The sequence below is a fragment of the Ensifer sp. EB106-03-01-XG145 genome, from assembly GCF_058792075.1.
Genome location: NZ_JBYTEC010000001.1, coordinates 404,584 through 427,537 on the forward strand (window position 1 = coordinate 404,584; position 22,954 = coordinate 427,537).

The 22,954-nt window shown below is 63.8% G+C and carries 20 protein-coding genes, 1 tRNA gene and 1 pseudogene; 9 read left to right on the plus strand and 13 right to left on the minus strand.

What is annotated here, in order from left to right; all coding sequences use genetic code 11:
- Positions 1-163: 163 nt before the first annotated feature.
- Together AC3WWH_RS02025 and AC3WWH_RS02030 are read left to right on the plus strand one after the other, a co-directional pair.
- Positions 164-1,645 carry a sensor histidine kinase gene (locus AC3WWH_RS02025; RefSeq protein ID WP_058323625.1) on the plus strand — a complete coding sequence of 494 codons (1,482 nt, stop codon included), beginning with the start codon at positions 164-166 and terminating at the stop codon, positions 1,643-1,645.
- Positions 1,646-1,896: 251 nt separating this feature from the next.
- Positions 1,897-1,973, plus strand: a tRNA-Arg gene (locus AC3WWH_RS02030).
- Between the two features lie 74 nt (positions 1,974-2,047).
- On the opposite strand, the gene AC3WWH_RS02035 is transcribed toward AC3WWH_RS02030, so the two are convergent.
- From AC3WWH_RS02035 to spdA, 7 genes are all read right to left on the minus strand, one after another.
- Positions 2,048-2,530, minus strand: coding sequence for an MFS transporter (locus AC3WWH_RS02035; RefSeq protein ID WP_058323624.1), 483 nt, complete (start codon positions 2,528-2,530; stop codon positions 2,048-2,050).
- Positions 2,531-2,999: 469 nt separating this feature from the next.
- Positions 3,000-3,431 (minus strand): DUF1810 domain-containing protein, encoded by a 432-nt coding sequence (locus AC3WWH_RS02040; RefSeq protein WP_058323623.1) that lies wholly within the window; start codon positions 3,429-3,431, stop codon positions 3,000-3,002.
- Positions 3,432-3,471: 40 nt separating this feature from the next.
- On the minus strand, positions 3,472-4,458 hold the full coding sequence (locus AC3WWH_RS02045) for an aldo/keto reductase (protein ID WP_058323622.1): 987 nt from the start codon (positions 4,456-4,458) through the stop codon (positions 3,472-3,474).
- Positions 4,459-4,643: 185 nt separating this feature from the next.
- Complete coding sequence (locus AC3WWH_RS02050; RefSeq protein WP_058323621.1) at positions 4,644-5,228, minus strand: IMPACT family protein; 585 nt, start codon at positions 5,226-5,228, stop codon at positions 4,644-4,646.
- A 353-nt stretch (positions 5,229-5,581) separates the two neighbouring features.
- On the minus strand, positions 5,582-9,289 hold the full coding sequence (gene putA, locus AC3WWH_RS02055; protein ID WP_058323620.1) for a trifunctional transcriptional regulator/proline dehydrogenase/L-glutamate gamma-semialdehyde dehydrogenase: 3,708 nt from the start codon (positions 9,287-9,289) through the stop codon (positions 5,582-5,584).
- 186 nt (positions 9,290-9,475) lie between these two features.
- Positions 9,476-9,787, minus strand: coding sequence for a YkgJ family cysteine cluster protein (locus AC3WWH_RS02060; protein ID WP_057248253.1), 312 nt, complete (start codon positions 9,785-9,787; stop codon positions 9,476-9,478).
- A gap of 40 nt (positions 9,788-9,827) precedes the next feature.
- Positions 9,828-10,634 carry a 2', 3'cyclic nucleotide phosphodiesterase SpdA gene (gene spdA, locus AC3WWH_RS02065; protein ID WP_058323619.1) on the minus strand — a complete coding sequence of 269 codons (807 nt, stop codon included), beginning with the start codon at positions 10,632-10,634 and terminating at the stop codon, positions 9,828-9,830.
- Between the two features lie 198 nt (positions 10,635-10,832).
- Between spdA and AC3WWH_RS02070 the strand changes: the two genes are divergently transcribed.
- Positions 10,833-11,867 (plus strand): proline racemase family protein, encoded by a 1,035-nt coding sequence (locus tag AC3WWH_RS02070; RefSeq protein ID WP_034797259.1) that lies wholly within the window; start codon positions 10,833-10,835, stop codon positions 11,865-11,867.
- Between the two features lie 133 nt (positions 11,868-12,000).
- On the opposite strand, the gene AC3WWH_RS02075 is transcribed toward AC3WWH_RS02070, so the two are convergent.
- Both AC3WWH_RS02075 and AC3WWH_RS02080 read right to left on the minus strand, forming a co-directional pair.
- Positions 12,001-12,339, minus strand: a complete 339-nt coding sequence (locus tag AC3WWH_RS02075) for a tetratricopeptide repeat protein (RefSeq protein ID WP_306341304.1) — start codon at positions 12,337-12,339, stop codon at positions 12,001-12,003.
- A pseudogene (locus tag AC3WWH_RS02080) lies at positions 12,316-12,861 on the minus strand (SEL1-like repeat protein); the annotation flags it as partial. The pseudogene AC3WWH_RS02080 and the gene AC3WWH_RS02075, both read right to left, overlap by 24 nt.
- 214 nt (positions 12,862-13,075) lie before the next feature.
- On the opposite strand from AC3WWH_RS02080, the gene AC3WWH_RS02085 reads away from it, so the two are divergent.
- Positions 13,076-13,699, plus strand: coding sequence for a FecR family protein (locus tag AC3WWH_RS02085; RefSeq protein ID WP_058323708.1), 624 nt, complete (start codon positions 13,076-13,078; stop codon positions 13,697-13,699).
- A gap of 61 nt (positions 13,700-13,760) precedes the next feature.
- Here the strand turns inward: AC3WWH_RS02085 and AC3WWH_RS02090 are convergent, their stop codons facing one another.
- Positions 13,761-15,623 carry a CHASE2 domain-containing protein gene (locus AC3WWH_RS02090; RefSeq protein ID WP_057248066.1) on the minus strand — a complete coding sequence of 621 codons (1,863 nt, stop codon included), beginning with the start codon at positions 15,621-15,623 and terminating at the stop codon, positions 13,761-13,763.
- 5 nt (positions 15,624-15,628) lie between these two features.
- A complete protein-coding gene (locus AC3WWH_RS02095) occupies positions 15,629-16,333 on the minus strand; it encodes a Crp/Fnr family transcriptional regulator (protein ID WP_058323618.1) in 705 nt (234 codons plus the stop codon).
- 261 nt (positions 16,334-16,594) lie between these two features.
- Between AC3WWH_RS02095 and AC3WWH_RS02100 the strand changes: the two genes are divergently transcribed.
- The gene (locus tag AC3WWH_RS02100) at positions 16,595-17,017 is read left to right on the plus strand and encodes a DoxX family protein (protein ID WP_057248255.1); all 423 of its coding nucleotides are present in this window, start codon (positions 16,595-16,597) and stop codon (positions 17,015-17,017) included.
- Positions 17,018-17,115: 98 nt separating this feature from the next.
- On the opposite strand, the gene AC3WWH_RS02105 is transcribed toward AC3WWH_RS02100, so the two are convergent.
- Complete coding sequence (locus AC3WWH_RS02105; RefSeq protein ID WP_057248068.1) at positions 17,116-17,544, minus strand: RbsD/FucU family protein; 429 nt, start codon at positions 17,542-17,544, stop codon at positions 17,116-17,118.
- Positions 17,544-18,776: an ROK family transcriptional regulator gene (locus tag AC3WWH_RS02110; RefSeq protein ID WP_057248069.1), complete on the minus strand. Its 1,233-nt coding sequence runs from the start codon at positions 18,774-18,776 to the stop codon at positions 17,544-17,546. Before AC3WWH_RS02110 ends, AC3WWH_RS02105 begins: the two co-directional genes overlap by 1 nt.
- Positions 18,777-19,174: 398 nt before the next feature.
- Here AC3WWH_RS02110 and AC3WWH_RS02115 point away from each other — a divergent pair, with 398 nt between their 5' ends.
- The 4 genes from AC3WWH_RS02115 to AC3WWH_RS02130 all read left to right on the plus strand — a co-directional run bounded on the left by AC3WWH_RS02115 (position 19,175) and on the right by AC3WWH_RS02130 (position 22,882).
- Positions 19,175-20,200: a sugar ABC transporter substrate-binding protein gene (locus AC3WWH_RS02115; protein ID WP_057248256.1), complete on the plus strand. Its 1,026-nt coding sequence runs from the start codon at positions 19,175-19,177 to the stop codon at positions 20,198-20,200.
- 197 nt (positions 20,201-20,397) lie between these two features.
- Positions 20,398-21,483, plus strand: coding sequence for an ABC transporter permease (locus AC3WWH_RS02120; RefSeq protein WP_057248070.1), 1,086 nt, complete (start codon positions 20,398-20,400; stop codon positions 21,481-21,483).
- Positions 21,483-22,265 (plus strand): ATP-binding cassette domain-containing protein, encoded by a 783-nt coding sequence (locus AC3WWH_RS02125; protein WP_057248071.1) that lies wholly within the window; start codon positions 21,483-21,485, stop codon positions 22,263-22,265. The genes AC3WWH_RS02120 and AC3WWH_RS02125 overlap by 1 nt, the downstream gene beginning before the upstream one ends.
- On the plus strand, positions 22,262-22,882 hold the full coding sequence (locus AC3WWH_RS02130) for a nucleoside triphosphate hydrolase (protein WP_057248072.1): 621 nt from the start codon (positions 22,262-22,264) through the stop codon (positions 22,880-22,882). Before AC3WWH_RS02125 ends, AC3WWH_RS02130 begins: the two co-directional genes overlap by 4 nt.
- Positions 22,883-22,954 lie beyond the last annotated feature (72 nt).

Here is a 22,954-nt window from a genome sequence, read left to right on the forward strand (position 1 = left end):
ACTGAATGATGTCCGCGCCTATGTCGCACCCGGCCCGGCCGCTCCGAGATTGGAAAACAGACGGCCATCTCCTATTATGGACCCTTGGCGCGAAGCCGATTGGCTCGGGCACGTGTGCGGGCTCTCGGGCGTTTTGGTTGACGGGCAGGGAAGTTTGTAAGGCATGGCGGAAGAGACGCGTCCGGCAACGGCAAGTGAGCCACTGAAGACGAGTGCGGGGTTCTTCCGGGGCCTTTCCGGCAAGCTGCTCCTGCTGACGATCGTCTTCGTCATGCTGGCGGAGGTGCTGATCTTCGCGCCGTCTGTCGCCACCATGCGCATTCGTTGGCTTGAGGATCGGCTGAACACGGCTGCCGCCGCTGCCGTCGTCGTCGACGGCCTGCAGAATGTCGAGCTGCCGCGCAGCGTGCAGAAGGACACGCTGATGGCGACCGGCACCAAGGCGATCGTCATCCGCCGCAAGGATGCGTCGCGCATGATCGCGCTCACCGACATGCCCCTTGAGATCGAAGGCGAATACGACGTCGCCAATTCCACGGCCTTTGCAGCGATCCGCGATGCCTTCGATACCCTGCTCTTCGGCGGCGATCGTGTGATCCGTGTCTACGGGCCGCTCGGCGAAAGCGACGCGACGATCGAGCTCCTGATGAAGGATGCGAGCCTGCGCAAGGCGATGCTCGTCTATTCGCGCAACGTCTTTGTCCTGTCGCTTATCATTTCGCTGATCACGGCGGCGCTGATCTTCCTCGCCATCAACCGCATGCTGATCACGCCGATCCGGCGGATGACGGCGAGCATGCAGGAATTCTCGGACGATCCGGCCGATCCGGGTCGGGTGCTCGTGCCGCCGGAGGGGCGAGATGAGCTTGCCGTCGCCGGCCAGCATCTCGCCAGCATGCAGCGCGAGTTGCAGAAGACGCTGAAGCAGCAGAAGAGCCTTGCCGAGCTTGGCCTTGCCGTGTCGAAGATCAACCACGACATGCGCAATATTCTGTCTTCGGCACAACTGATCTCCGACCGCTTGGCCGACGTGGACGATCCCGTGGTCAAGCGCTTCGCCCCGACCCTGCTGCGCACCATCGACAGGGCGGTCGGCTATACGCGCGAGGTCCTTTCCTATGGCCGCACCACCGAGGCCGAGCCGCATCGCCGGTTCGTGGCGCTGAAGCCGCTTGTTTCCGATGTCGCCGAGCTGCTGGCGATCGATCCCCAGGCGGGCATCGATTTCCAGATCCAGATGCAGGACGACATCGAGGTCGACGCGGACAGCGAGCAGCTCTTCCGGGTGGTGCACAATATCTGCCGCAATGCCGTCCAGGCCTTGACCAATCATGAGCCAGAGGACGGCCGTCCGCGGCTTGTCACAGTGTCGGCCATGCGCATCGGCAGCGTCGTCACCATCTCCGTCGACGATACCGGCCCCGGCATGCCGCCGAAGGCGCGGGAAAACCTGTTCGCCGCCTTCCGCGGTTCGGCCCGCTCCGGCGGCACCGGACTTGGTCTCGCGATCGCGCGCGAACTGGTGCTCGCCCATGGCGGCACGATCGCGCTTGTCGAAAAGCCGACGCCCGGCACGCTCTTCCGCATCGAACTCCCCGATCGGCCAGTGCCGCTCGACGCATTCCGCTCGAAGTTTCGCCACTAGCGCACGGCAATTCCGGCCCCATGAGGCGGGTAGCCGCTAAGGCTGGCGCCTCCAACAATTTTTTCCGGGGGCCGCTTCCGCGGCGCAACGCCCTGCTTTTCAGGGCATTGCTGCACCGCAGCCGTCGCGACTTTCCACAGCAAGTCGGGGCATCGTCGTAAAAATGAAATTTTTTGCCGAACGGCGCTTGCAATCCCCGAAAGGACCCTTTAGAGAACCGCTCACGCAAGCGGTTCGACCGCTTCAGGCAAGCACCCGTAGCTCAGCTGGATAGAGCACCAGACTACGAATCTGGGGGTCAGGAGTTCGAATCTCTTCGGGTGCGCCATTCTTTTTCAATAGCTTAGGCTAGTCCAGATCCCCGTCGTTTGTGCGGGGATTTTTGCGTTTTGGGCCATCCTTTCAGTCAAGCGTGGCGCTGTGCGACGTTGGCGCAGCGGTCGGCCGCGCAGCCGTTCGGCCACGCTTGGTTGCGAGCCGATCGCTTTGGCGGCGGTGCGCGAACGGCCGAGCGATCCCGCTCGCTCGGATGACGACCCGAGTTTCTGGATATCGCAACCCCACCGCTGCGAGGACCGCAAGGATGGTCACGGCGATCGCGCTGAGGATGGCCGCGCTGTTGAAGCCTGTCGTAAAGGCGGCCCGCGCATCCTCTATGAGGCCCGCCGGCAGTTCCGCCCGCACCGCCAGCGCCCCCCACAGACGGTCGCTGACAGCCGCGTGGGCTGCGGCGCCGAGCACGGCGATGCCGAGCGAAATGCCGAGATCCTGCACGGTTTCGGTCATGGCCGAGGCGGAGCCTGCCTTCTCGGGCGGTGCGGAGCCGACGACGAGCTCGGTACCGACTTCGCACATGAGACGTTGCTCGTCGACGAGCATCGTCATTTGCGGATGACCGTTCACTTCGAGGGGTAGGGGCCTTGCCCACAGTCACGACGATTTTTGCTACTGCGACATATTCGCCGCGCGGAGCGTGGGGGCAATTGTTCAATGCTCCGAAGTGGTTACGTGACAAGGAATATATATTAGTATAATGTAATTTCTAGAGGTCGTGGAGGCGCCGAACCCGTCTCGGAGCCTTTGGGGGAAAGTGACTCCGGATCACAAAAAGGCGGAAGCGCCTTCACGAACTTTTGACGCCTGTGTCTGAGAATTGGCCCAATGACTTCCTATATTCAGGAAGATATCGCGGCCACTGAAGGAAAGGAGGTGCCGGATGTATCGCTATATGATGAAAGAACTGCTGGTGATCGTAGCTGGCCTTTCGATATGTGCCTTCACGATCCTGTTCTTCCTGGTTAACTCGACGCCCAATCTCTGACGGACGCCAAACGGCGTTCCGCGAGCGTTAGTGTCACCGCCGGTGCGCCAGTATGTCCAGAGTGCGCCGATCCTTCTCTCCCCCGAAATAGTGCTCAAGCGCCTGTTTGAACAGGTGCCCGCCCTCGTCGGCCTCGGCAAACAAGGTCATCGATGACCGGAACTTCACGTCGTCGGGGCTGGAGAATATGTCGTGTGCCGATTTCCCTGAAACCGCATTGACCAGTTCGGTGCATTGCCGAAGCCGCAACCCCAGCAGCGCATGGGCGAGATAGGCCCGCGCTTCGTCGAGCCCGGAGATCGCATAGCGCTCTGCCATCGGCGAGTGCCCGAGGCCGGCGATCTGCGGGAAGACGAACCACATCCAGTGCGTCCGTTTGCGGCCGTGGCCGAGTTCGTCCAGAACCGCGGCATAGACACGGTCCTGGGCTTCGACGAAACGTTTGAGCTCGAAGGGATCAGGCATTGCCGCGTCTCCTTCTCCGCGCCTGCGGCGGTGGCGTCAGTTACCAGCGATGATGAACATGAACCTTCACCAGCCGCTCGTAAACTGCGGTGATGGCCGCCTTGGTCTGCTCGTCGATGGCTGCAAGCGCGCTGGCGGCCGCGTTGGATTTTGCCTGCGCCTCGTTGCGGGCGCCGGGGATGACCACCGAGACCCCCTGCTGCTCGAGGATCCAGCTGAGCGCGAACTGTGCCATCGGCACGCCTTCGGGCACCAGCGGACGAAGTTGCTCGACGGCTTCCAGCGCCGCTTCGAACGGCACACCGGCAAAGGTCTCGCCGACGTCGAAGGCTTCGCCGTGCCGGTTGAAGTTGCGGTGATCGTCAGCGGCAAAGGCGGTTTCCCGGGTGATCTTGCCGGAAAGCAGGCCGGAGGCGAGCGGCACGCGTACGATGACGCCGACATTCTTCTTCTGAGCTTCCGTGAAGAACAGGTCGTGCGGGCGCTGGCGGAAGATGTTGTAGATGATCTGCACGGTCGCAACGCCGGGATATTCGATCGCCTTCAGCGCTTCCTCGACCTTTTCGACTGACACGCCGTAGTGCCGGACCTTGCCCTTGGCGACGAGCCGGTCCAGCGCACCGAACAGCTCCGGACGATAGTAGACCTCGGTCGGCGGGCAGTGCAGCTGTACGAGATCGAGCGTCTCGACGCCGAGATTGGCGAGGCTGCGGTCGATGAAGGCCTCGATGTTCTCGCCCGTATAGCCTTCGGTCACGTGCGGGTTGAGCCGGCGGCCGGCCTTGGTTGCAACGAAGGGCCTGTCGCCGCCGCGCTCCTTCAACACTGCCGCGATGATCTTTTCGGACCGGCCATCGCCATAGACGTCGGCCGTATCAACGAAGGTGACGCCGGCATCAAGTGCGGCATTGAGTGCACGCTTGCCGTCTGCCTCGCTGACATCGCCCCAGGAGCCTCCGATCTGCCAGGCGCCGAAGCCGATCTCGGAAATGGTTGCGCCGGTCTTGCCAAGAACTCTCGTTTTCATGGTGCTGTCTCCTGTGTTGCGTCGTCGATCATAGGCTGTGTGGAGCGCTTCTATTATGACCGGTCTGATCGAGTAAATTAGAGCGAGATAGAGAGCGGGAAACCGCGCACACTTTTCTCGACAGGCTGCCTGAGAACGCGTTTTCGGGCGGAAGCTGATCGCTTGGGGCGTGGGCGCGCCGGGAGCTAGTCGTCGAGAGAGACCACCGCCTTGCCGCGGCTGAGATCGACGACCATGGAAAGGATCGTCTCCGCTTCATCCTTGCGCAGGTCCACGATCAGGACCGTGCCCTTCTCCGTGAAGCTCTCGCCGGCAATGGTCACGTCGCGGGCGAGGAGCCGCGCCTTGACCAGCGCCATATCGGAAAAGTCGACGGCGACTGTCGCGCGCACGGTTTCGATCATCTCGATCTTTTCCGCAGCCCTGAGGCAGAGCGCCGCCGTGCCGCCATAGGCGCGCACCAGGCCACCGCTGCCAAGCAGGATACCGCCGAACCAGCGGGTGACCACCACGGCAATCCGGTCGAGTTCCTGGCCGTCAATCGCGGCGAGAATAGGCTTGCCAGCCGTGCCACTCGGCTCGCCATCGTCGCTGAAGCGATAGGCCTGGCCGACGCGCCAGGCCCAGCAATTGTGGTTCGCCGTGGGATCGGAATGGGCGCTCAGGAAATCCTTCGCCGCCTGTTCGTCGGCAATGGGTGCGGCAATCGCCAGAAACCGGCTCTTCTTGACGTCCTGGGTTGCCGTTTCGATGCGCTTGAGGGTGAACATGGCCGCTTCCGTTTCTGAAACGCTGATAACGGATTGCGGGCAAGGGCGCCACCACGGTTTGGGGCGCGGCCCAGGGCTTGAGTATCGGAGCGGGTCCGAACGTTTCCGGCCTTCATTTCTGTGCTTGTCACAGAAATCCAGTCACGGCGCGTCTGCGGCGTGAGAAGACACCGTCTGCAGTGTCGCCTTGAAAGGTTCTTTCGCGCCGCCGACGCGGCGCAGCTGGATCTCTGTGACAAGCACAGAGATGAAGAGGAGAGGGCAGCGCCACGACGACCGGGTGAAGCCCCAGCCCCTTCATCGCCTCTCCCGCGTTCGGGAGAGGCATTCTTGTCTGTGAGGACGAGTGACGATCAGCCGATCGCCATCAGGCTGGCATTGCCGCCGGCGGCCGCCGTGTTGATCGAGGTCGAGACCTCCTCGAGCAGCCAGTTCAGGCAATAGGCGTCGGGGTTCCTGCCGATCTCTTCGGTCGAAGCCGCCTGGACGAGAACGAGCGGGCCCGGCAGGCCGGCAATCGCCTTGCTGACCTCGCGCACGCGTTCGCCGTCGCCTTCGACGAGTGCACCAGCGAACGGACCATCGGCCGCCCATTCCTTCGACCAGGAAAGTCGGGCGGAAACGCTCGCCGGCAGGTCCTTCAACGAGGCCTGGAGGCCGGAAGCGGCGTCGACGACCACGGTGTTGCCGGTCGCAAGCGCAGCACCCAGCTGGTGGTAGAGACCGGTTTCCGTCGCCGGAACCAGCAGGACGCGGCCGCGCGGGTGCAGCGCATAGAGGTTGCGTTCGCCGACCGGGCCCGGAAGCTCCGAAAGCAGGCCGAGGGCCGAGTTGCTGCCGGCGGTGCGGGCAGCTTCTGCCTCAGTCTTGGCGCCCTTGCCGTCGAGCCACTTGGCAAAGTCGAGCAGCGCCGGATCGGTGTGAACCGAGCTGTGCTGTGGCGGAACCGGTGCGGTGGCGACGAGACGGCCGAGATAGAGCGGGCCGCCGGCCTTCGGGCCGGTGCCGGAGAGGCCGCGTCCGCCGAAGGGCTGAACGCCGACGACAGCGCCGATGACGTTGCGGTTGACATAGAGATTGCCCGCCTTCACCCGGGCGGTCACATGCGCGATCGTCTCGTCGAGGCGCGTGTGCAGGCCGAAGGTCAGGCCGTAGCCGGTGGCGTTGATGTCGTCGATCAGCTGGTCGAGATCGTCGCGGCGGTAACGGATGACGTGCAGCACCGGACCGAAGACTTCGCGCTTGAGGTCGGAGAGCTTGTCGAGCTCGATGATCGTCGGTGGCACGAAGGTGCCCTCTTCGGTTCCGGAGGCAAGGCCGATCTGCTCGACCTTGCGGCCGAGACCGCGCATCGCGTCGATATGCTTCTCGATGATGCCCTTGGCTTCGGCGGTGATGACCGGGCCGACATCGACCGAGAGCCGGTCCGTGCGGCCGATCTTCAGCTCGTGCAGCGCACCCTTCAGCATCGAAAGCGTGCGGTCGGCGACGTCTTCCTGCAGGCAGAGAACACGCAGCGCCGAGCAGCGCTGGCCGGCGCTGTCGAAAGCCGAGGCGATGACATCGCCGACGACCTGTTCGGCAAGTGCCGAGCTGTCGACGATCATGGCGTTCTGGCCGCCGGTCTCGGCGATCAGCGGGATCGGTCGGCCGGCGGGCGAAAGCCGGTCGGCAAGCTGCGCCTGGATCAGGCGCGCGACTTCGGTCGAGCCGGTGAACATGACGCCGGCGATTTCCGGTGCAGCCACCAGGGCCGCGCCGATACGGCCGTCGCCGGGGAGCAACTGCAGGGCGTCGGCGGGGATGCCGGCCTCGTGCAGGATGCGCACGCCTTCAGCGGCAATCAGCGGCGTTTCCTCGGCCGGCTTTGCCAGCACCGGGTTGCCGGCAACGAGGGCCGCGGCAATCTGGCCGGCGAAGATCGCCAGCGGGAAGTTCCACGGGCTGATGCAGACGATGGGTCCAAGCGCCTTGTGGGCCGGGCCGAGCGTGCGGCGCGTCTGTTCGGCGTAGTAACGCAGGAAGTCGATCGCTTCGCGTACTTCGGCAATGGCGTTCGGCAGAGACTTGCCGGCTTCGCGGGCAATCAGGCCGAGCAGCGTCGGCATGCGTGCCTGCATCAGATCGGCGGCGCGCACCAGGCAAGAAGCACGTTCGGCCGGCGAGACGGCGGCCCAGCTTGCGGCGGCCTTGGCGGCAAGGGTCGCGGCCTGACGGGCATCGGCTTCCGAAGCCTCGGTGACCGAGCCGACCACGTCGCGGTGATCGCCGGGGTTGACGACGGCCCGCGTTTCGCCCGAGGCAGTGCCGGTTGCCAGCTGCGGAACGGCCTTCCAGTCGACGGTTGCACTCGCCTGCAGCGCGGCGGTCAGCGAGGTGAGGCCCGCTTCGTTTGAGAGATCGAGACCGGCCGAGTTGCGGCGCGTTTCGCCGAAGAGATTGTCGGGCAGAGCGATCTGGTCATGCGGCGCGCCGACGATGGGCATGGCGCGGACGATCTCGACCGGGTCGGCGGTCAGTTCGTCGACCGAAACCTTCGGATCGGCGATGCGGTTGACGAAGGAGGAGTTCGCACCGTTTTCGAGCAGTCGGCGAACGAGATAGGCAAGCAGCGTCTCATGCGTGCCGACCGGGGCGTAGATGCGGCAGGGACGGTCGAGGTTGCCTTTGCCGACCACTTCGTCATAGAGCGGCTCGCCCATGCCGTGCAGGCACTGGAACTCGTATTTTCCGACCTTGAAGTCCTTGCCGGCCATTTCGTAGATGGTCGCAAGCGATTGGGCGTTGTGCGTCGCAAACTGCGGGAAGATCACGTCGGTCGCGGCCAGCAGCTTCTTGGCGCAGGCGATGTAGGAGACGTCGGTGTAGATCTTGCGGGTATAGACCGGGAAATCTTCGAGACCGTCGAGCTGGGCGCGCTTGATCTCGGCGTCCCAATAGGCGCCCTTGACGAGGCGAACCATGACGCGGCGTTCGGCGCGGCGGGCAAGATCGATGATGAAATCGAGCACGTAGGGGCAGCGCTTACCGTAGGCCTGGACGACGAAGCCCATGCCGGCCCAGCCGGCGAGGTCCTTGTCGAGGCAGAGTTCTTCTAGCAGGTCGAGCGAGAGTTCGAGGCGATCGGCTTCCTCGGCGTCGATGTTGAGGCCGATGTCATATTTCTTGGCGATGAGAGCGAGCGCCTTCACCTTCGGCAGCAGCTCTTCCATGACGCGCAAGGCCTGCGAACGGGCGTAGCGCGGGTGCAGCGCCGAAAGCTTGATCGAGATGCCGGGGCCTTCATAGATGCCGCGGCCGGCGGACGCCTTGCCGATGGCATGGATCGCCGTCTCGTAGTCGCGGTAGTAGCGCTCCGCGTCGGCAGCCGTCGTCGCCGCTTCGCCGAGCATGTCGTAGGAATAGCGGAAGCCCTTCTGTTCGAGCGCGCGCGAACGGCGCAGCGCCTCGTCGATGGTCTCGCCGGTCACGAACTGTTCGCCCATCATGCGCATCGCCATGTCGACGCCGCGGCGGATGACCGGCTCGCCGCAACGGGCGATGAGACGGGTCAGAGCGGCCGAAAGGCTGCGGTCGTTCACGGTGGCGGTGAGCTTGCCGGTGACGACGAGACCCCAGGTGGCGGCGTTGACGAACAGCGAGCGGCCGCCGCCGATATGCGACTTCCAGTCGCCGTCGGAGATCTTGTCGCGGATCAGCGCGTCGCGCGTTGCGGTATCAGGAATGCGCAGCAGCGCTTCGGCAAGGCACATCAGCGCCACGCCTTCCTGGCTCGACAGCGAATACTCCTGCACCAGACCCTCGACGCCCGAACCCTTGTGCTTGGCGCGCAGTGCCTCGATCAGCTTGCGTGCGGTCTTGGCCGCTGCCGCGCGGGTCGCGGCGTCAAGCGTTGCGGCTTCGATCAGCGCCGGCAACGCTTCCGTTTCCGGGCGGCGGTAGGCGGCAGTGATTGCCTGGCGCAGCGTGCTCTGCGGCCGCACCGGCGGGGCGAAATCGGCGAAGGGAGCCTGCGGCGCGCCGGTTTTGGTCGTGGTCTTTTGAAGCGGTGTCTGGCTCATCGAGCGCTATCCTCCGGGAAGCGGTTTGGAGGGCGCGGCGCGCCCCCGATCGTGGGCGGAAAATACGCTTCCTTTCGCCGTACATCCATCCGGCATTTTTTGTCTTTTGCGGAATGTTTCACCGCTACGGCCGAACATGACCGGAGACAATGCGGATTGTTCGCGATACCACCGGATGATCAGAGATCAGGCCGCCTTGCCGAAATGCTTCTCGCGGGCCATCAGGCACTCGTCGTCGCCGGGCATGCAGGTGCGGCAGACGATTGGCCTGATCGCATAGATCTTGCAACCGACGTGTTCGCCGAGCTTGCCGCCGAGTGCGGAGCAACGATCGTCCTCGCAGCGCATGCCGCCGAGATCGGCCGACACATATTCCGCCGGTATCAGGTCGAGCTCCTCGTCCGTCTCCAGCGAGAAGCGCGGCCAGTCGGCCGAATAGGCGCAGCAGGCGCCGCAGCTCTGGCAATCGAAGATGTCGTCGGAAGCGGAATGGGTCATGCGCCAAACTAGCATGAAGGTCCGCGGTCCGAAATGGCCCTCACGCGATGGTCGCGTCCCGGCGGGCAATCTCGTAGTCTTCCGTATGCACCAGCACGCCATCGTTGGTCACGACGGCGATGCCGTAGGCCGCCGGCTCGTCGACAGACAGAGACGTATCGGGTGTGTCGAAGGGCATCGGCTGCTGGTGCACGGGGCTCTTGAAGATCGAGAACGGAATGCCGCGGCTGGAGCCGCTGATCGTGCGGTGCACGTGGCCGGCAAAGATATGCCGCACGTTGCCGTGTCGTTTGACGAGCGCGTAGAACTCCGTCTCGTTGGCGAGCCGGATCATGTCCATGCCGGTAAAGCCCGTTCTGTGTGGCGGATGATGCATGAACAGCAGCGCCGGTTTGTCGCCGGCCTCGGCAAGCTGCCGGTCGAGCCAGGCAAGACGTTTGGCACAGAGCATGCCGACATGGCTGGTGGGATAATCATAGGGCGGCGCAAAGAGCGTATCGAGCAGGATGGCACGGCAGTCCGGGAAATCGATCGCCTGCTGTACGAAACCGTTCTCGTCCGCCACCGCGTCCGGGAAGGTATCGAGAAAAACCTCGCGCCGGTCGTGGTTGCCGATGGTGATGGCGACCGGCGGCGTGAGCTGATCGATGAGCCGCTTCAGCCGTTCGTAGGAAACGCGATCGGCGTAGTGGGTGAGGTCGCCGGTGAAAATCACCCGGTCGGCGTCCGCATGGTAACGGTTGACGTGTTCGATGCCATTGGCCAGGCGCTGGTAGGGATCGAGCCCGATGATCGTCGTGCCTTCGGGCACCATGTGTAGGTCGGTAAAGATGATCAGCTTTGTCATGGAGATCCAGGAGGTTGCGTCGCGGGTGGCCCAAGCTGTCGCGCGGCGTATGACGCGTCAAGCGGCAACTTTGGGGCGACTCTCTCGGAGCTCGGCGGTTCTTCTTGCGGCGGGCCTAGGAAAGCGCTAATGCAAACGCATCTGATATATCAGCTATGATCGCCGCTAGGGCGACGGCAAGCGAATTGGAGAAACGGCATGCGGTGGAAGCGCACAATCCAGTTGCTGGACGTTCATTGCGAGGGTGAGATCGGCAAGGTCGCGATCGGCGGCGTGCCGAAGATCCCGGGAAACTCGATCGCCGAGCAGCTCAACCACATCAACACGGTCGATGACAGCCTGCGCCGGTTCCTGTGCCTGGAGCCGCGCTCCGGTTCGATCGGCTCGGTCAACCTGCTGGTGCCGCCGAAGCGGCCGGAGGCAGACGCCGGCTTCATCATCCTCCAGGCCGACCAGGCGCATGCCATGTCCGGCTCGAACTCGATCTGCGTCACCACTGCCCTGCTCGAATCCGGCATCATCGAGATGAAGGAGCCGGAGACGGTGGTGATGCTCGACACGGCGTCCGGCCTCGTCAAGGCCACTGCGACCTGCCGCGACGGCCGTTGCGAGAAGGTGAAGCTGACGATGGTCCCGTCCTTCGTGCATGAGCTCGACGTCGAGGTCGACACGCCGAAGTGGGGCAAGATCAAGCTCGACCTCTGCTACGGCGGCATCTTCTACGCGCTGGTCGATGTCGGCCAGATCGGCACCACGATCGACAAGGCGAACGCCCGCGAGATCGTCGAAGCGGGCATGATCCTGAAGGATATCGTCAACCGCACCATCCCCGTCGTCCATCCGGAGATCCCGGAAATCAAGGGCGTCGCCTACGTCATGTTCCGCGATGTCGAGGCGGACGGCACGATCCGCACCTGCACGACCATGTGGCCGGGCCGCGTCGACCGCTCGCCTTGCGGCACCGGCAGCTCGGCCAATCTCGCGACGCTGCACGCCCGCGGCAAGGTCAAGGTCGGCGACGTCCTGAAGTCGCGCTCGATCATCGGCTCCGAGTTCGAAGTGGGCCTCGAAGGCGTGACGACCGTCGCCGGCCGCGAGGCGATCATCCCGACGATTGCTGGCCGCGGCTGGACCTTCGGCCTGCACCAGGTGGCGCTCGATCCCTTCGATCCGCTGGCCGACGGCTTTGCGCTGACCGATACCTGGGGACCGCAGGCGGGCGAAATTCGCTAACCCGACCTGCTTTGAAACATGCAGTTCCGAATGAATCGTCGCTTCACACCGTTTCTGGAATTGCCCAAACGAAAACGCGGGCCGAAGATCCCTATGATCTCCGGCCCGCGCGGCCCTTGGGAGGCGTGTTGGATTATTTGATGCGGCTGGTCTTGCCGAGCATGGCCGTCTGCAGGGCGTCGTTGCCGGTAAGTTCCGCGAGCTTGCGTTCGGCGAAGGCGTCACCTTCGTTGGCGGCCTTGCGGAAGATCGCACGGGCGGCCGGGATATCCTTGGCGGTGCCTTCACCGTTCTCGAGCATCAGGCCGAGATTGACCATGGCATCGACATTGCCGCGGTCTGCGGCCAGGCGATAAAGCTTGGCAGCCTTGGCGTTGTCTTCCGGCACCAGCTTGCCTTCGTCCAGGATCACCGCGAGGTTGAAGGCGGCGACGTCGTCGCCGGCGAGCGATGCCCGTTCGAACCATTCGATCGCCAGCTTGCCGTTGACCGGCGTGCCCATGCCGTCGCGGTAGGAGACGCCGAGATTATAGGCCGCGAGAACGTTGCCGGCAGCAGCGGCCTTCTGGTTCAGCGCGAATTCGGTTGCCGTGTCGCCCTGTTCACCGACGAGAACGGCATAGTTGGTCATCGCCAGCGCGTGGCCATGTTCGGCGGCTTCACCGAGAATGCGCAGCGACTGGGTCTTCTGCCCGGCCTTGTCGAGCACGCGGGCGAGCTGAAATTCGGTGCGGGCGCCGCTCTTCTGGTTGTAGGCCTCGCGGCAGGCCGAAAGCGCCACGCCGATCCTGATGTCTTCGGCGGAAACGGCCGGGAAAGTCTGGTTGCGCTGCAGGTCGAAGATGCTGCCCGCTTCGCGGTCGCAGACTTCGGCGGCGGAGAGATCGGCAGCGCGTGCCGACGGGAGGGCGATCGCGGCCACTGCCAGCAGACTGACGATCGCCAGGAAGAGGGCATTGATGATGCGGGTTCCGGATGTGCTGCGCTTTTCCATGATGCTCTCCCCGTGTCTTCAGGATCAATTTATCGGCGACCGTCACGGAGGGCTGTTACGGCGGGAACAGCCTGGTGGCGAAAGCTCTGGCGAAGTGACGGAGGGACATAGAGAGCCGGGCCCTTGAGCCGGCTTGCATCCGGGAACGCCGGGGCTATCCTCGAAGGTCGCAACGCTCAAACGGGAGAGGGCAATGGAAGATCTGGCAGCGCCAATGCGCAAGATGCTGGTGAGCCGACGCGTTGTCGTCGGCGGCCTGCTGCTGACGGCGGCCGGCGGCGGTGTCGCCACCTCCTGGGCAAGCCCTTCACTTGGCGAGGCAACGGAGGTCCGCGGCGACGTTAGACGGAAGCAGGCGAAAAAGGACGACCCGCTCACGGTCGGTAGCCAGCTCTTCGAGAACGACCGCGTGCGCACGAACGTCGAGAGCTATGCGACCTTGAACCTCGGCACCGATACGCGCGTGCTGCTCGGCGCCGAAACCGAGCTGCTCGTCGACAGCTTCATCGCCGGTCAGGGTGGTACGCTCGAACTCGGAACGGGCCGCATGGTGTTCGATCGGCCCGAGGGCCTGCCCAAGGTCGATGTGGCGGTCCGCACGGCCTTCGGCATGATCGGCGTGCGCGGCACCAAGTTCTTTTGCGGACCGAGCCGGGCCGCATTTGCCGTCTTCGTCGAACATGGGAGCGTTTCGGTCGCGCGTGGCGGCGTGACCCGGATCGTCGCTGCGGGGCAGGGGGTGGAGTTTCATCATCGCGGTGACGCCCCGAGCGAGCCCGTCAACTGGGGTGAGCCGCGCATCAGGGAAGCCTATGCCAGCGTCGGGCTAACGCGTTGAGCCGTCGCTACTCCCGACGAAAAGCGCGCTCCGCGCATTGTGTCCCAGGCTTTGCGGCGCTTTACTCCGAAACCGTGAAAAGCTCCATCGTCGAGAAGCCGCGAATTTCGTGGCTGCCGAGCGGGCGAAGCGGCTGCTTGCTTTCCGCCGCTGCAGCAGGCCCGACGCAGATCGATGTGCCTAGGAACTTGTTCGCCTCCTGAAGCCGCGCCGCCAGATTGATCGCGTCGCCATGGGCGGTGTAGTCGAGCTTGCCGCCGGCGCCGACTTCGCCGACCACCGCCGGTCCGGTCTCGACGCCGATCCGGGTCCTGCCGAAGCTGTTGGCGGCAAACTGCGGGCGTCCCCGCATCTCTTCCGTCAATGCATGGATCGCTCTGGCACACGCGATCGCCCTGTCGACGTGTTCCGGCAGGTCCTCGGGCGCGTTGAAAAAGGCGTGCACGGCATCGCCCACCACCTTGTCGACCATGCCGCCGTGCTCGGCCACCAGCGCGTTGACCTCCGAAAAGTAGATGTCGAGCAAGGCAATGAGGTCCCGCGGCTTCAGTCTCTGCGACAGCGAGGAAAAGCTCTCGATGTCGGTGAAGAGCGCCGTCACCTGGCGTTCCTCGCCGGCCACGCGTGTAAGCCCGGGATTGTCGATATAGCGGGCGACGACCGATTGCGGCAGGTATTGCGAAAATTTCTGCCGTGCCGCCGCTTCGGATCGCCGCACCCGAGCAAATTGCAGGATGCTCGTCACCGCCAGAACGAGGGCGAGCGCGACCGAAATGCTGATCGCATCGATAAGCCAGCCACTGGTGTCATAGATGATCGCTGCTGCCGCGACGACGGCGCCGACGGCGATAAGGCCAAGGGCCGCGGATATCATTGGCCGAAGGCGCGCGGCCGCGAAGGCGATACCACATCCGGCGACGAGGGCCATGGCGGCCTCGGCGAGCGGAAGCCGGCTGTCACGCTTCGGTATGAAGCCGGTCAGGACCGCGTTGGCGATATCCGCGTGGATCTGCACCGAGGGTTCGAGCGGCATCGAGGCGCTGGGCCGTAAGCCCCCGAGGCTCGGCAGGCTGCTGCCGATGAGCACGAGTTTGCCTGCAAAGCGATCCGCCGCCGCCTTGCCGGACAACACATCGGCGGCGGAAACGGTGCGGGCGGCGAGCCGGTCCGCAGCACTGGCGACGAAGCGCAGGCTGCCGGTTTCATCGAGCGCCATCACCCGTCCGTCGATGCGCAACCAGGCGGGTGCGCCGCCGAGGATCGGCGTGCCGGCGCCGCGCATCAGCCGTGTCGCCTCGATCGCCAGCGTCGGATAGGCGTCGTTGCCGAGGATGGCATAGGCCTGTACCCGCCGGATCCGCGCGTCCTCGTCGCCAACGAGAAACGAAGCGGCGGCCGCCTTCGCCCGGTCCATGAACGCGGCACAGGAGGTTTCGGCGCCGTCGAGGAACCAGAGTTCGGGCGGGGCGAAGGGGCGGCTCAGTGCCAGCGGCGGTACCGGACGCGGCCGCTCCTGGATCGTATCGGCAATCAGAAAGCCGAGCACGACGGGGACACGTCCAAGCGCGGAGGCGAGGGCCGCATTGCCGTCGCCGGTCGTGTTGCAATCGGCGCTGAAGACGAAGTCGACCGCCACGGCCTCGGCGCCGGCCGTCGCAAGCCGCGACAGAAGATCGGCGGTTGCCGTCCTGTCCCATTCGCCCGACGGGCGCGATTGATGGGCCTGGCGGTCGATGTCGACCACAATGATGTCAGGCGACTGCGGCGCGGGAATCCACTGTGTCAGGCTGTCGAAGAACAGCTCGCGCTGCGTTTCTAATACCGGCTCGGCGAAGAGATAGAGGGCGACGGCAACCAGCAAGCTCGTCAGGAACCCGCCGGCAAGCGGAGTGAAACGCAATTGCCGGCGCGGCTCAGCGGCCATGCGCGCTAGTCCTCCTCCGGATCGGCGATGCTTTGCAGGCGGCCGACCTTGCAGGCGATGATGCCCTCGTTTCTTCTGATCGCGCCGCTTTCCTCCAGCCACTGGATGGCGCGGTTGACCTTCGGCCGGCTGGCGCCGAGCACACCGGCGATGTCCGTCTGGCTCATGGTCAGCCTTAGATTGGCGCTTTCCGGCAGCTCGTTGCCGTGGATCTGGCGGAGCGTGGCGAGGAAGAAGCGCGCGACGCGGGCATTGAGATCATAGAGCGCGATGGTCTCGAGTCGCTCGGTCGTGTCGCGCAGCTGGGCGCAGAGGAAGCGGATGACGGCCTCGGCCGCTTCCGGCCGGTTGGTGACGATATCGAGGAACGACTTCTTGCCGATGACATACCCTTCCGACGCTGTCATCGCCGTTGCGTCGGCCGACCGCGTCTGGCCATCGAGCACCGCCATCTCGCCGAAGATCGCGCCGGCTTCGTGCTGGCGCAGCATTAGTTCCCGGCCTTGCGGCGTGATCAGCGACAGCTTGATGCGCCCGGAAATGACGACAATCATGTAATTGCCTTCGTCGCCACGCTGGAAGATTACGGTGCCGGCCGGCCACTTCCTGTAGGTCGCGATGTCGGCAAGTTCGGCAATGGCATTCTTGTCGAATTCTTCAAAGATCGGAAACGAGCGCCAGAAAGTCGGGCTCCTGTTGATTTCGTTCATGACATGCCCCCGCGCGGCGTCCCCTGCCGCGCCGAAATTCTTCGCCCAGCCGCCTCGTCCTTGCAATAGAAAAGAACGATGTGCCGACGATGTAGTTCCGTGTTTGTCTGCGGATAAGTCAGAAAGCGCCAAGCTCGGAGGTTGACGATGCCGGCTGGTCGTTTCATTTTCTTGAACGATCTGTCGCTCTCGGAGCGGCTAGATGAATTTCAAAATGCTGATACTTCTGTTGCCAACAACCGTTTCTCACAGGAGCCTCGCATGCCTCAGAATGTTGTCGTCCTCATCGGACGCGTCCTCCTCTCTATCATGTTCATCATGTCCGGTTTCAGCAAGCTGATGGATCCGTCGGGCACGGCCCAGATGATCACCGGCGCTGGCTGGCCGGCACCGACCGCACTCGCTTACCTTGCCGGCCTCTTCGAACTCGTCGCCGGTCTTGCCGTTCTCGTCGGCTTCCAGACGAAGATTGCCGCCTATCTGCTTGCGGCGTTCAGCCTTATCACCGCTTTCGCCTTCCACAGCGGAGCGATCAACATCCCGAACTTCCCGCCGGAAGCCAACGGCCTGCTGACCGTCTTCAACGGCCTGATGATGATGAAGAATATCGCGATCGCCGGTGGTTTCCTCGTGCTCGCCGTCTTCGGCCCCGGCGCTCTGTCGGTCGACAAGCGCGGCGCCTGAGACCGAACATGCCGCGCGTTGGGATCAACGCACAAGGCATACTCTGGTTTACCGCAGTAACATCAAGCCCGTCGCTCGTTCGGCGGGCTTCTTGCATTTCAGGGATAAATCACGCCCTTGCGCAGAATGACGTTGCCGTAGAGCCTGGGCTCGCTCGTCTGGACGACCGTGTGGGCGGCTCTTACGCGCGGGTAAAAATCCGCTCCGAGCAAGGGCACGACACGGCGGCCGGGCTCGTGCCGGGCGCAGCACGCGACGATCTCCTGATGCACCGGGTCCAGCGCCTCCCTGTCCTGTTTGACGGTGGCGCGGAAGATCGCTTCGGGCACGAAATCGTCGATTGGCAAAACGCTGAGGATGGCGTCGAGCACCGGGATCAGCGGGTGCCCGTCGAGCCGGACGAGACGGCGTGCATGTTCCTGGCCCGGATAGTTGCCGTCGACCAGCGCGATTTCATCGCCGTGCCCCATCGCCCGGAGCGTTGCGAGCAACTCGGGACTGAGGATCGGGTTTAGTCCTTTCAGCATCAGCCGAGCTCCTTGAAGAGGACATTGGTGTCGAGCAGATAGCGGGAGAAGAGCGGCAGGCTGGCGCCGCCGATGGCGCGCGCGTGGCTACCAACCAGGCCTTCCACCAGTTCAGGGATGGTAACGCCCTGGAGGTCGAGCTCGTAGAGCGCCCTGCGGGTGGCGGCGAGCAACCGGGCCCGGACCCAGGGTGGGAAGCCGCCGTCGATGACAACGGCCGAGAAGTCGACGATCGAGACGGCCGACACGACAGCCTGGGCAAGCGCCGCGCCACAGTCGTCGATCCAGATGTCGAGCGGTTCGCCGAAGTCGATCCAGTCGTCAGCCGAGTACCAGAGCGGCCGCGGGTCGATGCCGCGTTCGCGCAGCAGATTTTCGAGCACGAAGACCGAGGCGATCTTGAGGAGCTGGATGGTCCTGCCGTCCTTGCCCGAGACCGGCAGGGGGCCGATGGCGCCAGCCGTTCCGGTACGCCCGGAGAAGAGCGCCGAGTTCAGGACGACGCCGCCGCCGATGAACGAGCCGATATAGAAATAGACGAAGTCCGGGTAGATGGCGCCGACGCCGAAGGCGAGCTCGGCGCCGCAGGCGCTGGTGCCGTCGTTCTGCAGGAAGACCGGATAGGTGGTGCGGGCCGAGATTGCCGCCTGCAGATCGATGTCGCGCCACTTGTTCATTTCTTCCCGCGGCGCGCCCACTTCCTCCGCCCAGTTCCACAGTTCGAAGGGCGTGGCGATGCCGATGCCGGCGATCCGCTTGCGCTGATCGGGGTTGAGTTGCTGTTCGAGCTTCGCCATGCCGGAAATGATGAAATCGACGAGATCGCCGGGCAGCGGATAGGCATGCACATGATGCAGATGCAGCCGGATGGTGCCGACGAAATCCATCAGCACGAGATCGGCGCTGCGCCGGCCGATTTTCACGCCGAAGGAAAAGACCGCGTCCGGATTGAGCCGCATCGGTGTCGATGGTTGTCCAACCTTGCCGCGAACGGGATCGCCCTTGACCAGCAGGCCGTCGCTTTCCAGCGCCCGCATGATCACCGATACGGTCTGCGCCGAAAGGCCGGAACGCCGGGCGATATCGGCTTTGGAGAGGCCGCCGTGACGCCTGACCAGCGACATGACCAGGCGCTCGTTATAGGCGCGCACGCGCGTCTGGTTGGCCCCGCCGCTAGGGTCAATGACCTCAGGTTGCATCGGTCCCCGATCAGGACCGTCTGTCAGTGACATGCCACCGTCTCCTCCCGTTGGCATTAGATCACGATGGTTCAGGGTCGGATCGACCCAAAACCATAGACGTGATCGCTTCTCAAAAGCTGGAGCGGGATCAGGCGGAAAACCGCATGCACTTTTCCTCATTCCGCTCTGGTGCCCGCTTGGCGCAGGTCTGTTGTTTCCGCTTGCTGTGACTCTGTCAATTTGTCTGACGCTCCGCTTCTCGGACGGAGCGTCGTCATCCCAAGAATGCCACATCGAAATAATAATTCAATTTGATTTATTTATTGACACCCCGGAATTTTAATGTTTGTTTTTGTCTCGGAAGCGTCGATTGCAACGGAGGAAAATGTTGCTGTCGCGTGGCCTGGGGGCGGTCCGCCGACCCGATTTTCAATCCTTGGGAGGATTTCATGAAGAAGACTGTTCTTTCCGCTGCTTTCGGCGCGCTGTCCCTTGGCGTCGTTTTCGCCGCGCCGGCACAGGCTGCTGATGTCGGCGCCTGCCTCATTACCAAGACCGACACCAACCCCTTCTTCGTCAAGATGAAGGAGGGTGCTACCGCCAAGGCGCAGGAACTCGGCGTGACGCTGAAGGCCTATGCCGGCAAGATCGACGGCGACCACGACAGCCAGGTGGCTGCAATCGAATCCTGCATCGCCGATGGCGCCAAGGGCATCCTGATCGCCGCCTCCGACACCAAGGCGATCGTCGATCAGGTGAAGAAGGCGCAGGACGCTGGTCTGCTCGTGATCGCGCTCGATACACCGCTCGATCCGCCGACCGCTGCCGACGCGACGTTTGCAACCGACAACCTGCTCGCCGGCAAGCTGATCGGCCAATGGGCCGTCGCCACCATGGGCGAGGGTGCCAAGACCGCCAAGATCGGCTTCCTCGATCTACTTCCGTCGCAGCCGACGGTCGACGTCCTGCGCGACCAGGGCTTCATGATGGGCTTCGGCATCGACACGAAGGATCCGAACAAGATCGGCGACGAAGATGATCCGCGCATCGTCGGCCACGACGTCACCAACGGCAACGAAGAAGGTGGCCGCAAGGCGATGGAAAACCTTCTGCAGAAGGATCCCGACATCAACGTGATCCACACCATCAACGAGCCGGCCGCCGTTGGCGCCTATCAGGCGCTGAAGGCCGTCGGCAAGGAGAAGGACGTGCTGATCGTCTCTGTCGACGGCGGTTGCCCGGGCGTCAAGTCGGTCGCTGAAGGTGTCATCGGCGCCACCTCGCAGCAATATCCGCTGATGATGGCGGCCCTCGGCATCGAGGCGATCAAGAAGTTCGCCGATACCGGTGAAAAGCCGAAGCCGACGGAAGGCAAGGACTTCTTCGACACCGGCGTTTCGCTCGTCACTGACAAGCCGGCTGCCGGTGTCGAATCGATCGACACCAAGGTCGGCACGGAGAAGTGCTGGGGCTGATCGCCTTTGCTCTTCGAACGCATGAGCCATTAACGGAAGGGCGGCCCCGGCCGCCCTTCGCGTAAGCGCCGATGTCTTTGACACGGCGATGAAAACCGCGCAGCTTCTTAAGAGTGCTTATGCCCGCGTCTTTGTGGGCGGGCTGTGCACGACTGCATCGCAACCCCTTGGGAGCGGGGTTCACGGGAGGAAGGTCCATGGGCGAGCCCAACACAGCCGCACAACCATCCCAGGAATTCGAAAAAGTCCTGGTCAACAGTTCGACGCAGGTCGCGTCGTTCGATACGCATGACAAGACCGCGATCCAGAAGATCCAGCATTTCCTGCATTCGACGCCGGCGGCCGTGCCGTTCATCGTGCTTGTCGCAGCAATTCTGATCTTCGGCATTGCCATCGGCGGGAAGTTCTTCTCGTCCTACACGCTGACCCTCATCCTCCAGCAGATCGCCATCGTCGGTATCCTCGGCGCCGCGCAGACCCTGGTGATCCTGACCGCCGGTATCGATCTTTCGATCGGGGTGATCATGGTGCTTTCGGCGGTCATCATGGGCAACTGCGCCGTGACCTATGGGCTTCCGGCACCGATCGCGATCTTCCTCGGCTTCGTCGTCGGCGGCGCCTGCGGCTTTCTCAACGGCTTCCTCGTCTCCAGGGTCAAGCTTCCGCCGTTCATCGTCACGCTCGGCACCTGGTACGTGATCATGTCGACGAACTTCATCTATTCGGCCAATGCGACGATCCGCGAGGCCGATGTGACGGCCGTCACCCAGATGCTCCACGTCTTCGGTGTCAGCTTCAAGGTGGGCTCCGCTGTGTTCACGCTCGGTGTGGTGATGATGGTCTTGCTGGTCTTCGGCCTCTGGTATGCGCTCAATCACACGGCCTGGGGGCGTCATCTTTACGCTGTCGGCGACGATCCGGAAGCGGCCAAGCTCTCCGGTATCCGCACCAGCCGCGTCCTGCTCAGCGCCTATACGCTGGCCGGGCTGATCGCCGCACTCGCCGCCTGGGTTTCGATCGGCCGCAATGGTTCGATCTCGCCGTCGGCAGCCGTCACCGACTACAATCTGCAGGCCATCACAGCAGCCGTGATCGGCGGCATCTCGCTCTTCGGCGGACGTGGGTCGATCCTTGGAACCCTGATCGGCGCGATGATCGTCGGCGTCGTCTCCATGGGCCTCAACATGCTGGGCGCTGACCCGCAATGGAAGGTCTTCCTCACCGGCGTGCTGATCATCACCGCCGTCGCCATCGACCAGTGGATCAGAAAGGTAGCTGCCTGATGACACAGGAACCCATTCTCACAGCCCGCGGCCTCGTCAAGCGCTACGGTCGCGTGACCGCCCTCGACTATGCCGACTTCGACCTCTATCCCGGCGAGATCCTCGCCGTGATCGGCGACAACGGTGCCGGCAAGTCCTCGATGATCAAGGCGATATCGGGCGCCGTCACGCCCGATGAGGGTGAGATCATGCTCGAGGGCCAGCCAGTCCACTTCCGCTCGCCGATGGATGCACGCTCGGCCGGCATCGAGACGGTCTACCAGAACCTGGCGCTGTCGCCGGCGCTGTCGATCGCCGACAACATGTTTCTCGGCCGCGAGATCCGCAAGCCGGGCATCATGGGCAAGCTCTTCCGCACGCTCGACCGTGGGGAGATGGAGAAGCGGGCACGGGCAAAGCTGTCCGAGCTCGGTCTGATGACCATCCAGAACATCAACCAGGCGGTGGAAACGCTTTCGGGCGGCCAGCGCCAGGGTGTGGCCGTGGCGCGCGCCGCAGCCTTCGGCTCCAAGGTGGTGATCATGGACGAGCCGACGGCAGCACTTGGTGTCAAGGAAAGCCGGCGGGTGCTGGAGCTGATCCTCGACGTGCGTTCCCGCGGTCTGCCGATCGTGCTGATCTCGCACAACATGCCGCATGTGTTCGAGGTGGCTGACAGAATCCATGTCCATCGTCTCGGCAAACGGCTATGCGTCATCAATCCGAAGGAGCACACGATGTCGGATGCTGTCGCCTTCATGACCGGGGCGAAGGAGCCGCCGCGCGAAGCGCTCGCGGCATGAACGTCGAGCCGATCGCCAACGAAATCCTGAAACGGGCGGCTGGTGCTGCCCGTTTCGTCGTCGCCATTGCCGGCCCTCCGGGTGCCGGCAAGTCGACGCTGTCGGACGCGCTCGCCGAGGCCCTGGTCGCCCGCGGCGAAAAGGCGGCGGTGCTGCCAATGGACGGCTTCCACATGGACAATGCCGTCCTGGAAGAAAAGGGCCTGCTCCCTCGCAAGGGCGCGCCGGAAACGTTTGACGTTAGGGCGTTCCTGTCGACGGTTCAGGCGGTCCGCGCCAATGACGGCGAGGTGCTTGTTCCGGTTTTCGACCGGTCGCGGGAATTGGCGATCGCCTCGGCCCGGATCGTTGCGCCCGAAACACGCATGGTTCTCGTGGAGGGCAACTATCTGCTTCTCGACGAGGCCCCCTGGAACAAGCTCGCGGGTGCCTTCGATTTCTCCATCTTTATCAACCCGGGGATCGAGGAGCTGGAGCGGCGTCTTTTGAAACGCTGGTACGATCACGGTTACGAGGAGGAGGCGGCGAAGCGGAAAGCCCACGGCAACGACATCCCCAACGCGCATCGCGTCGTCGAGCACCAGCGACGCGCAGATCTCGTGCTTGCGGATTTCTGATCGATGGTCGGATTGCGGATTGTGTTTCCTGGCGCATTGGTGTTATCGAGACGCGGTTCCACCACATGAGTA

What these genes read in the sequence shown, in the direction of transcription:
- AC3WWH_RS02025 (WP_058323625.1), top strand. Translation starts at nt 164, where the DNA reads ATGGCGGAAGAGACGCGTCCGGCAACGGCAAGTGAGCCACTGAAGACG.
- AC3WWH_RS02035 (WP_058323624.1), bottom strand. Translation starts at nt 2,530, where the DNA reads ATGACGATGCTCGTCGACGAGCAACGTCTCATGTGCGAAGTCGGTACC.
- AC3WWH_RS02040 (WP_058323623.1), bottom strand. Translation starts at nt 3,431, where the DNA reads ATGCCTGATCCCTTCGAGCTCAAACGTTTCGTCGAAGCCCAGGACCGT.
- AC3WWH_RS02045 (WP_058323622.1), bottom strand. Translation starts at nt 4,458, where the DNA reads ATGAAAACGAGAGTTCTTGGCAAGACCGGCGCAACCATTTCCGAGATC.
- AC3WWH_RS02050 (WP_058323621.1), bottom strand. Translation starts at nt 5,228, where the DNA reads ATGTTCACCCTCAAGCGCATCGAAACGGCAACCCAGGACGTCAAGAAG.
- putA (WP_058323620.1), bottom strand. Translation starts at nt 9,289, where the DNA reads ATGAGCCAGACACCGCTTCAAAAGACCACGACCAAAACCGGCGCGCCG.
- AC3WWH_RS02060 (WP_057248253.1), bottom strand. Translation starts at nt 9,787, where the DNA reads ATGACCCATTCCGCTTCCGACGACATCTTCGATTGCCAGAGCTGCGGC.
- spdA (WP_058323619.1), bottom strand. Translation starts at nt 10,634, where the DNA reads ATGACAAAGCTGATCATCTTTACCGACCTACACATGGTGCCCGAAGGC.
- AC3WWH_RS02070 (WP_034797259.1), top strand. Translation starts at nt 10,833, where the DNA reads ATGCGGTGGAAGCGCACAATCCAGTTGCTGGACGTTCATTGCGAGGGT.
- AC3WWH_RS02085 (WP_058323708.1), top strand. Translation starts at nt 13,076, where the DNA reads ATGCGCAAGATGCTGGTGAGCCGACGCGTTGTCGTCGGCGGCCTGCTG.
- AC3WWH_RS02090 (WP_057248066.1), bottom strand. Translation starts at nt 15,623, where the DNA reads ATGGCCGCTGAGCCGCGCCGGCAATTGCGTTTCACTCCGCTTGCCGGC.
- AC3WWH_RS02095 (WP_058323618.1), bottom strand. Translation starts at nt 16,333, where the DNA reads ATGAACGAAATCAACAGGAGCCCGACTTTCTGGCGCTCGTTTCCGATC.
- AC3WWH_RS02100 (WP_057248255.1), top strand. Translation starts at nt 16,595, where the DNA reads ATGCCTCAGAATGTTGTCGTCCTCATCGGACGCGTCCTCCTCTCTATC.
- AC3WWH_RS02105 (WP_057248068.1), bottom strand. Translation starts at nt 17,544, where the DNA reads ATGCTGAAAGGACTAAACCCGATCCTCAGTCCCGAGTTGCTCGCAACG.
- AC3WWH_RS02110 (WP_057248069.1), bottom strand. Translation starts at nt 18,776, where the DNA reads ATGTCACTGACAGACGGTCCTGATCGGGGACCGATGCAACCTGAGGTC.
- AC3WWH_RS02115 (WP_057248256.1), top strand. Translation starts at nt 19,175, where the DNA reads ATGAAGAAGACTGTTCTTTCCGCTGCTTTCGGCGCGCTGTCCCTTGGC.
- AC3WWH_RS02120 (WP_057248070.1), top strand. Translation starts at nt 20,398, where the DNA reads ATGGGCGAGCCCAACACAGCCGCACAACCATCCCAGGAATTCGAAAAA.
- AC3WWH_RS02125 (WP_057248071.1), top strand. Translation starts at nt 21,483, where the DNA reads ATGACACAGGAACCCATTCTCACAGCCCGCGGCCTCGTCAAGCGCTAC.
- AC3WWH_RS02130 (WP_057248072.1), top strand. Translation starts at nt 22,262, where the DNA reads ATGAACGTCGAGCCGATCGCCAACGAAATCCTGAAACGGGCGGCTGGT.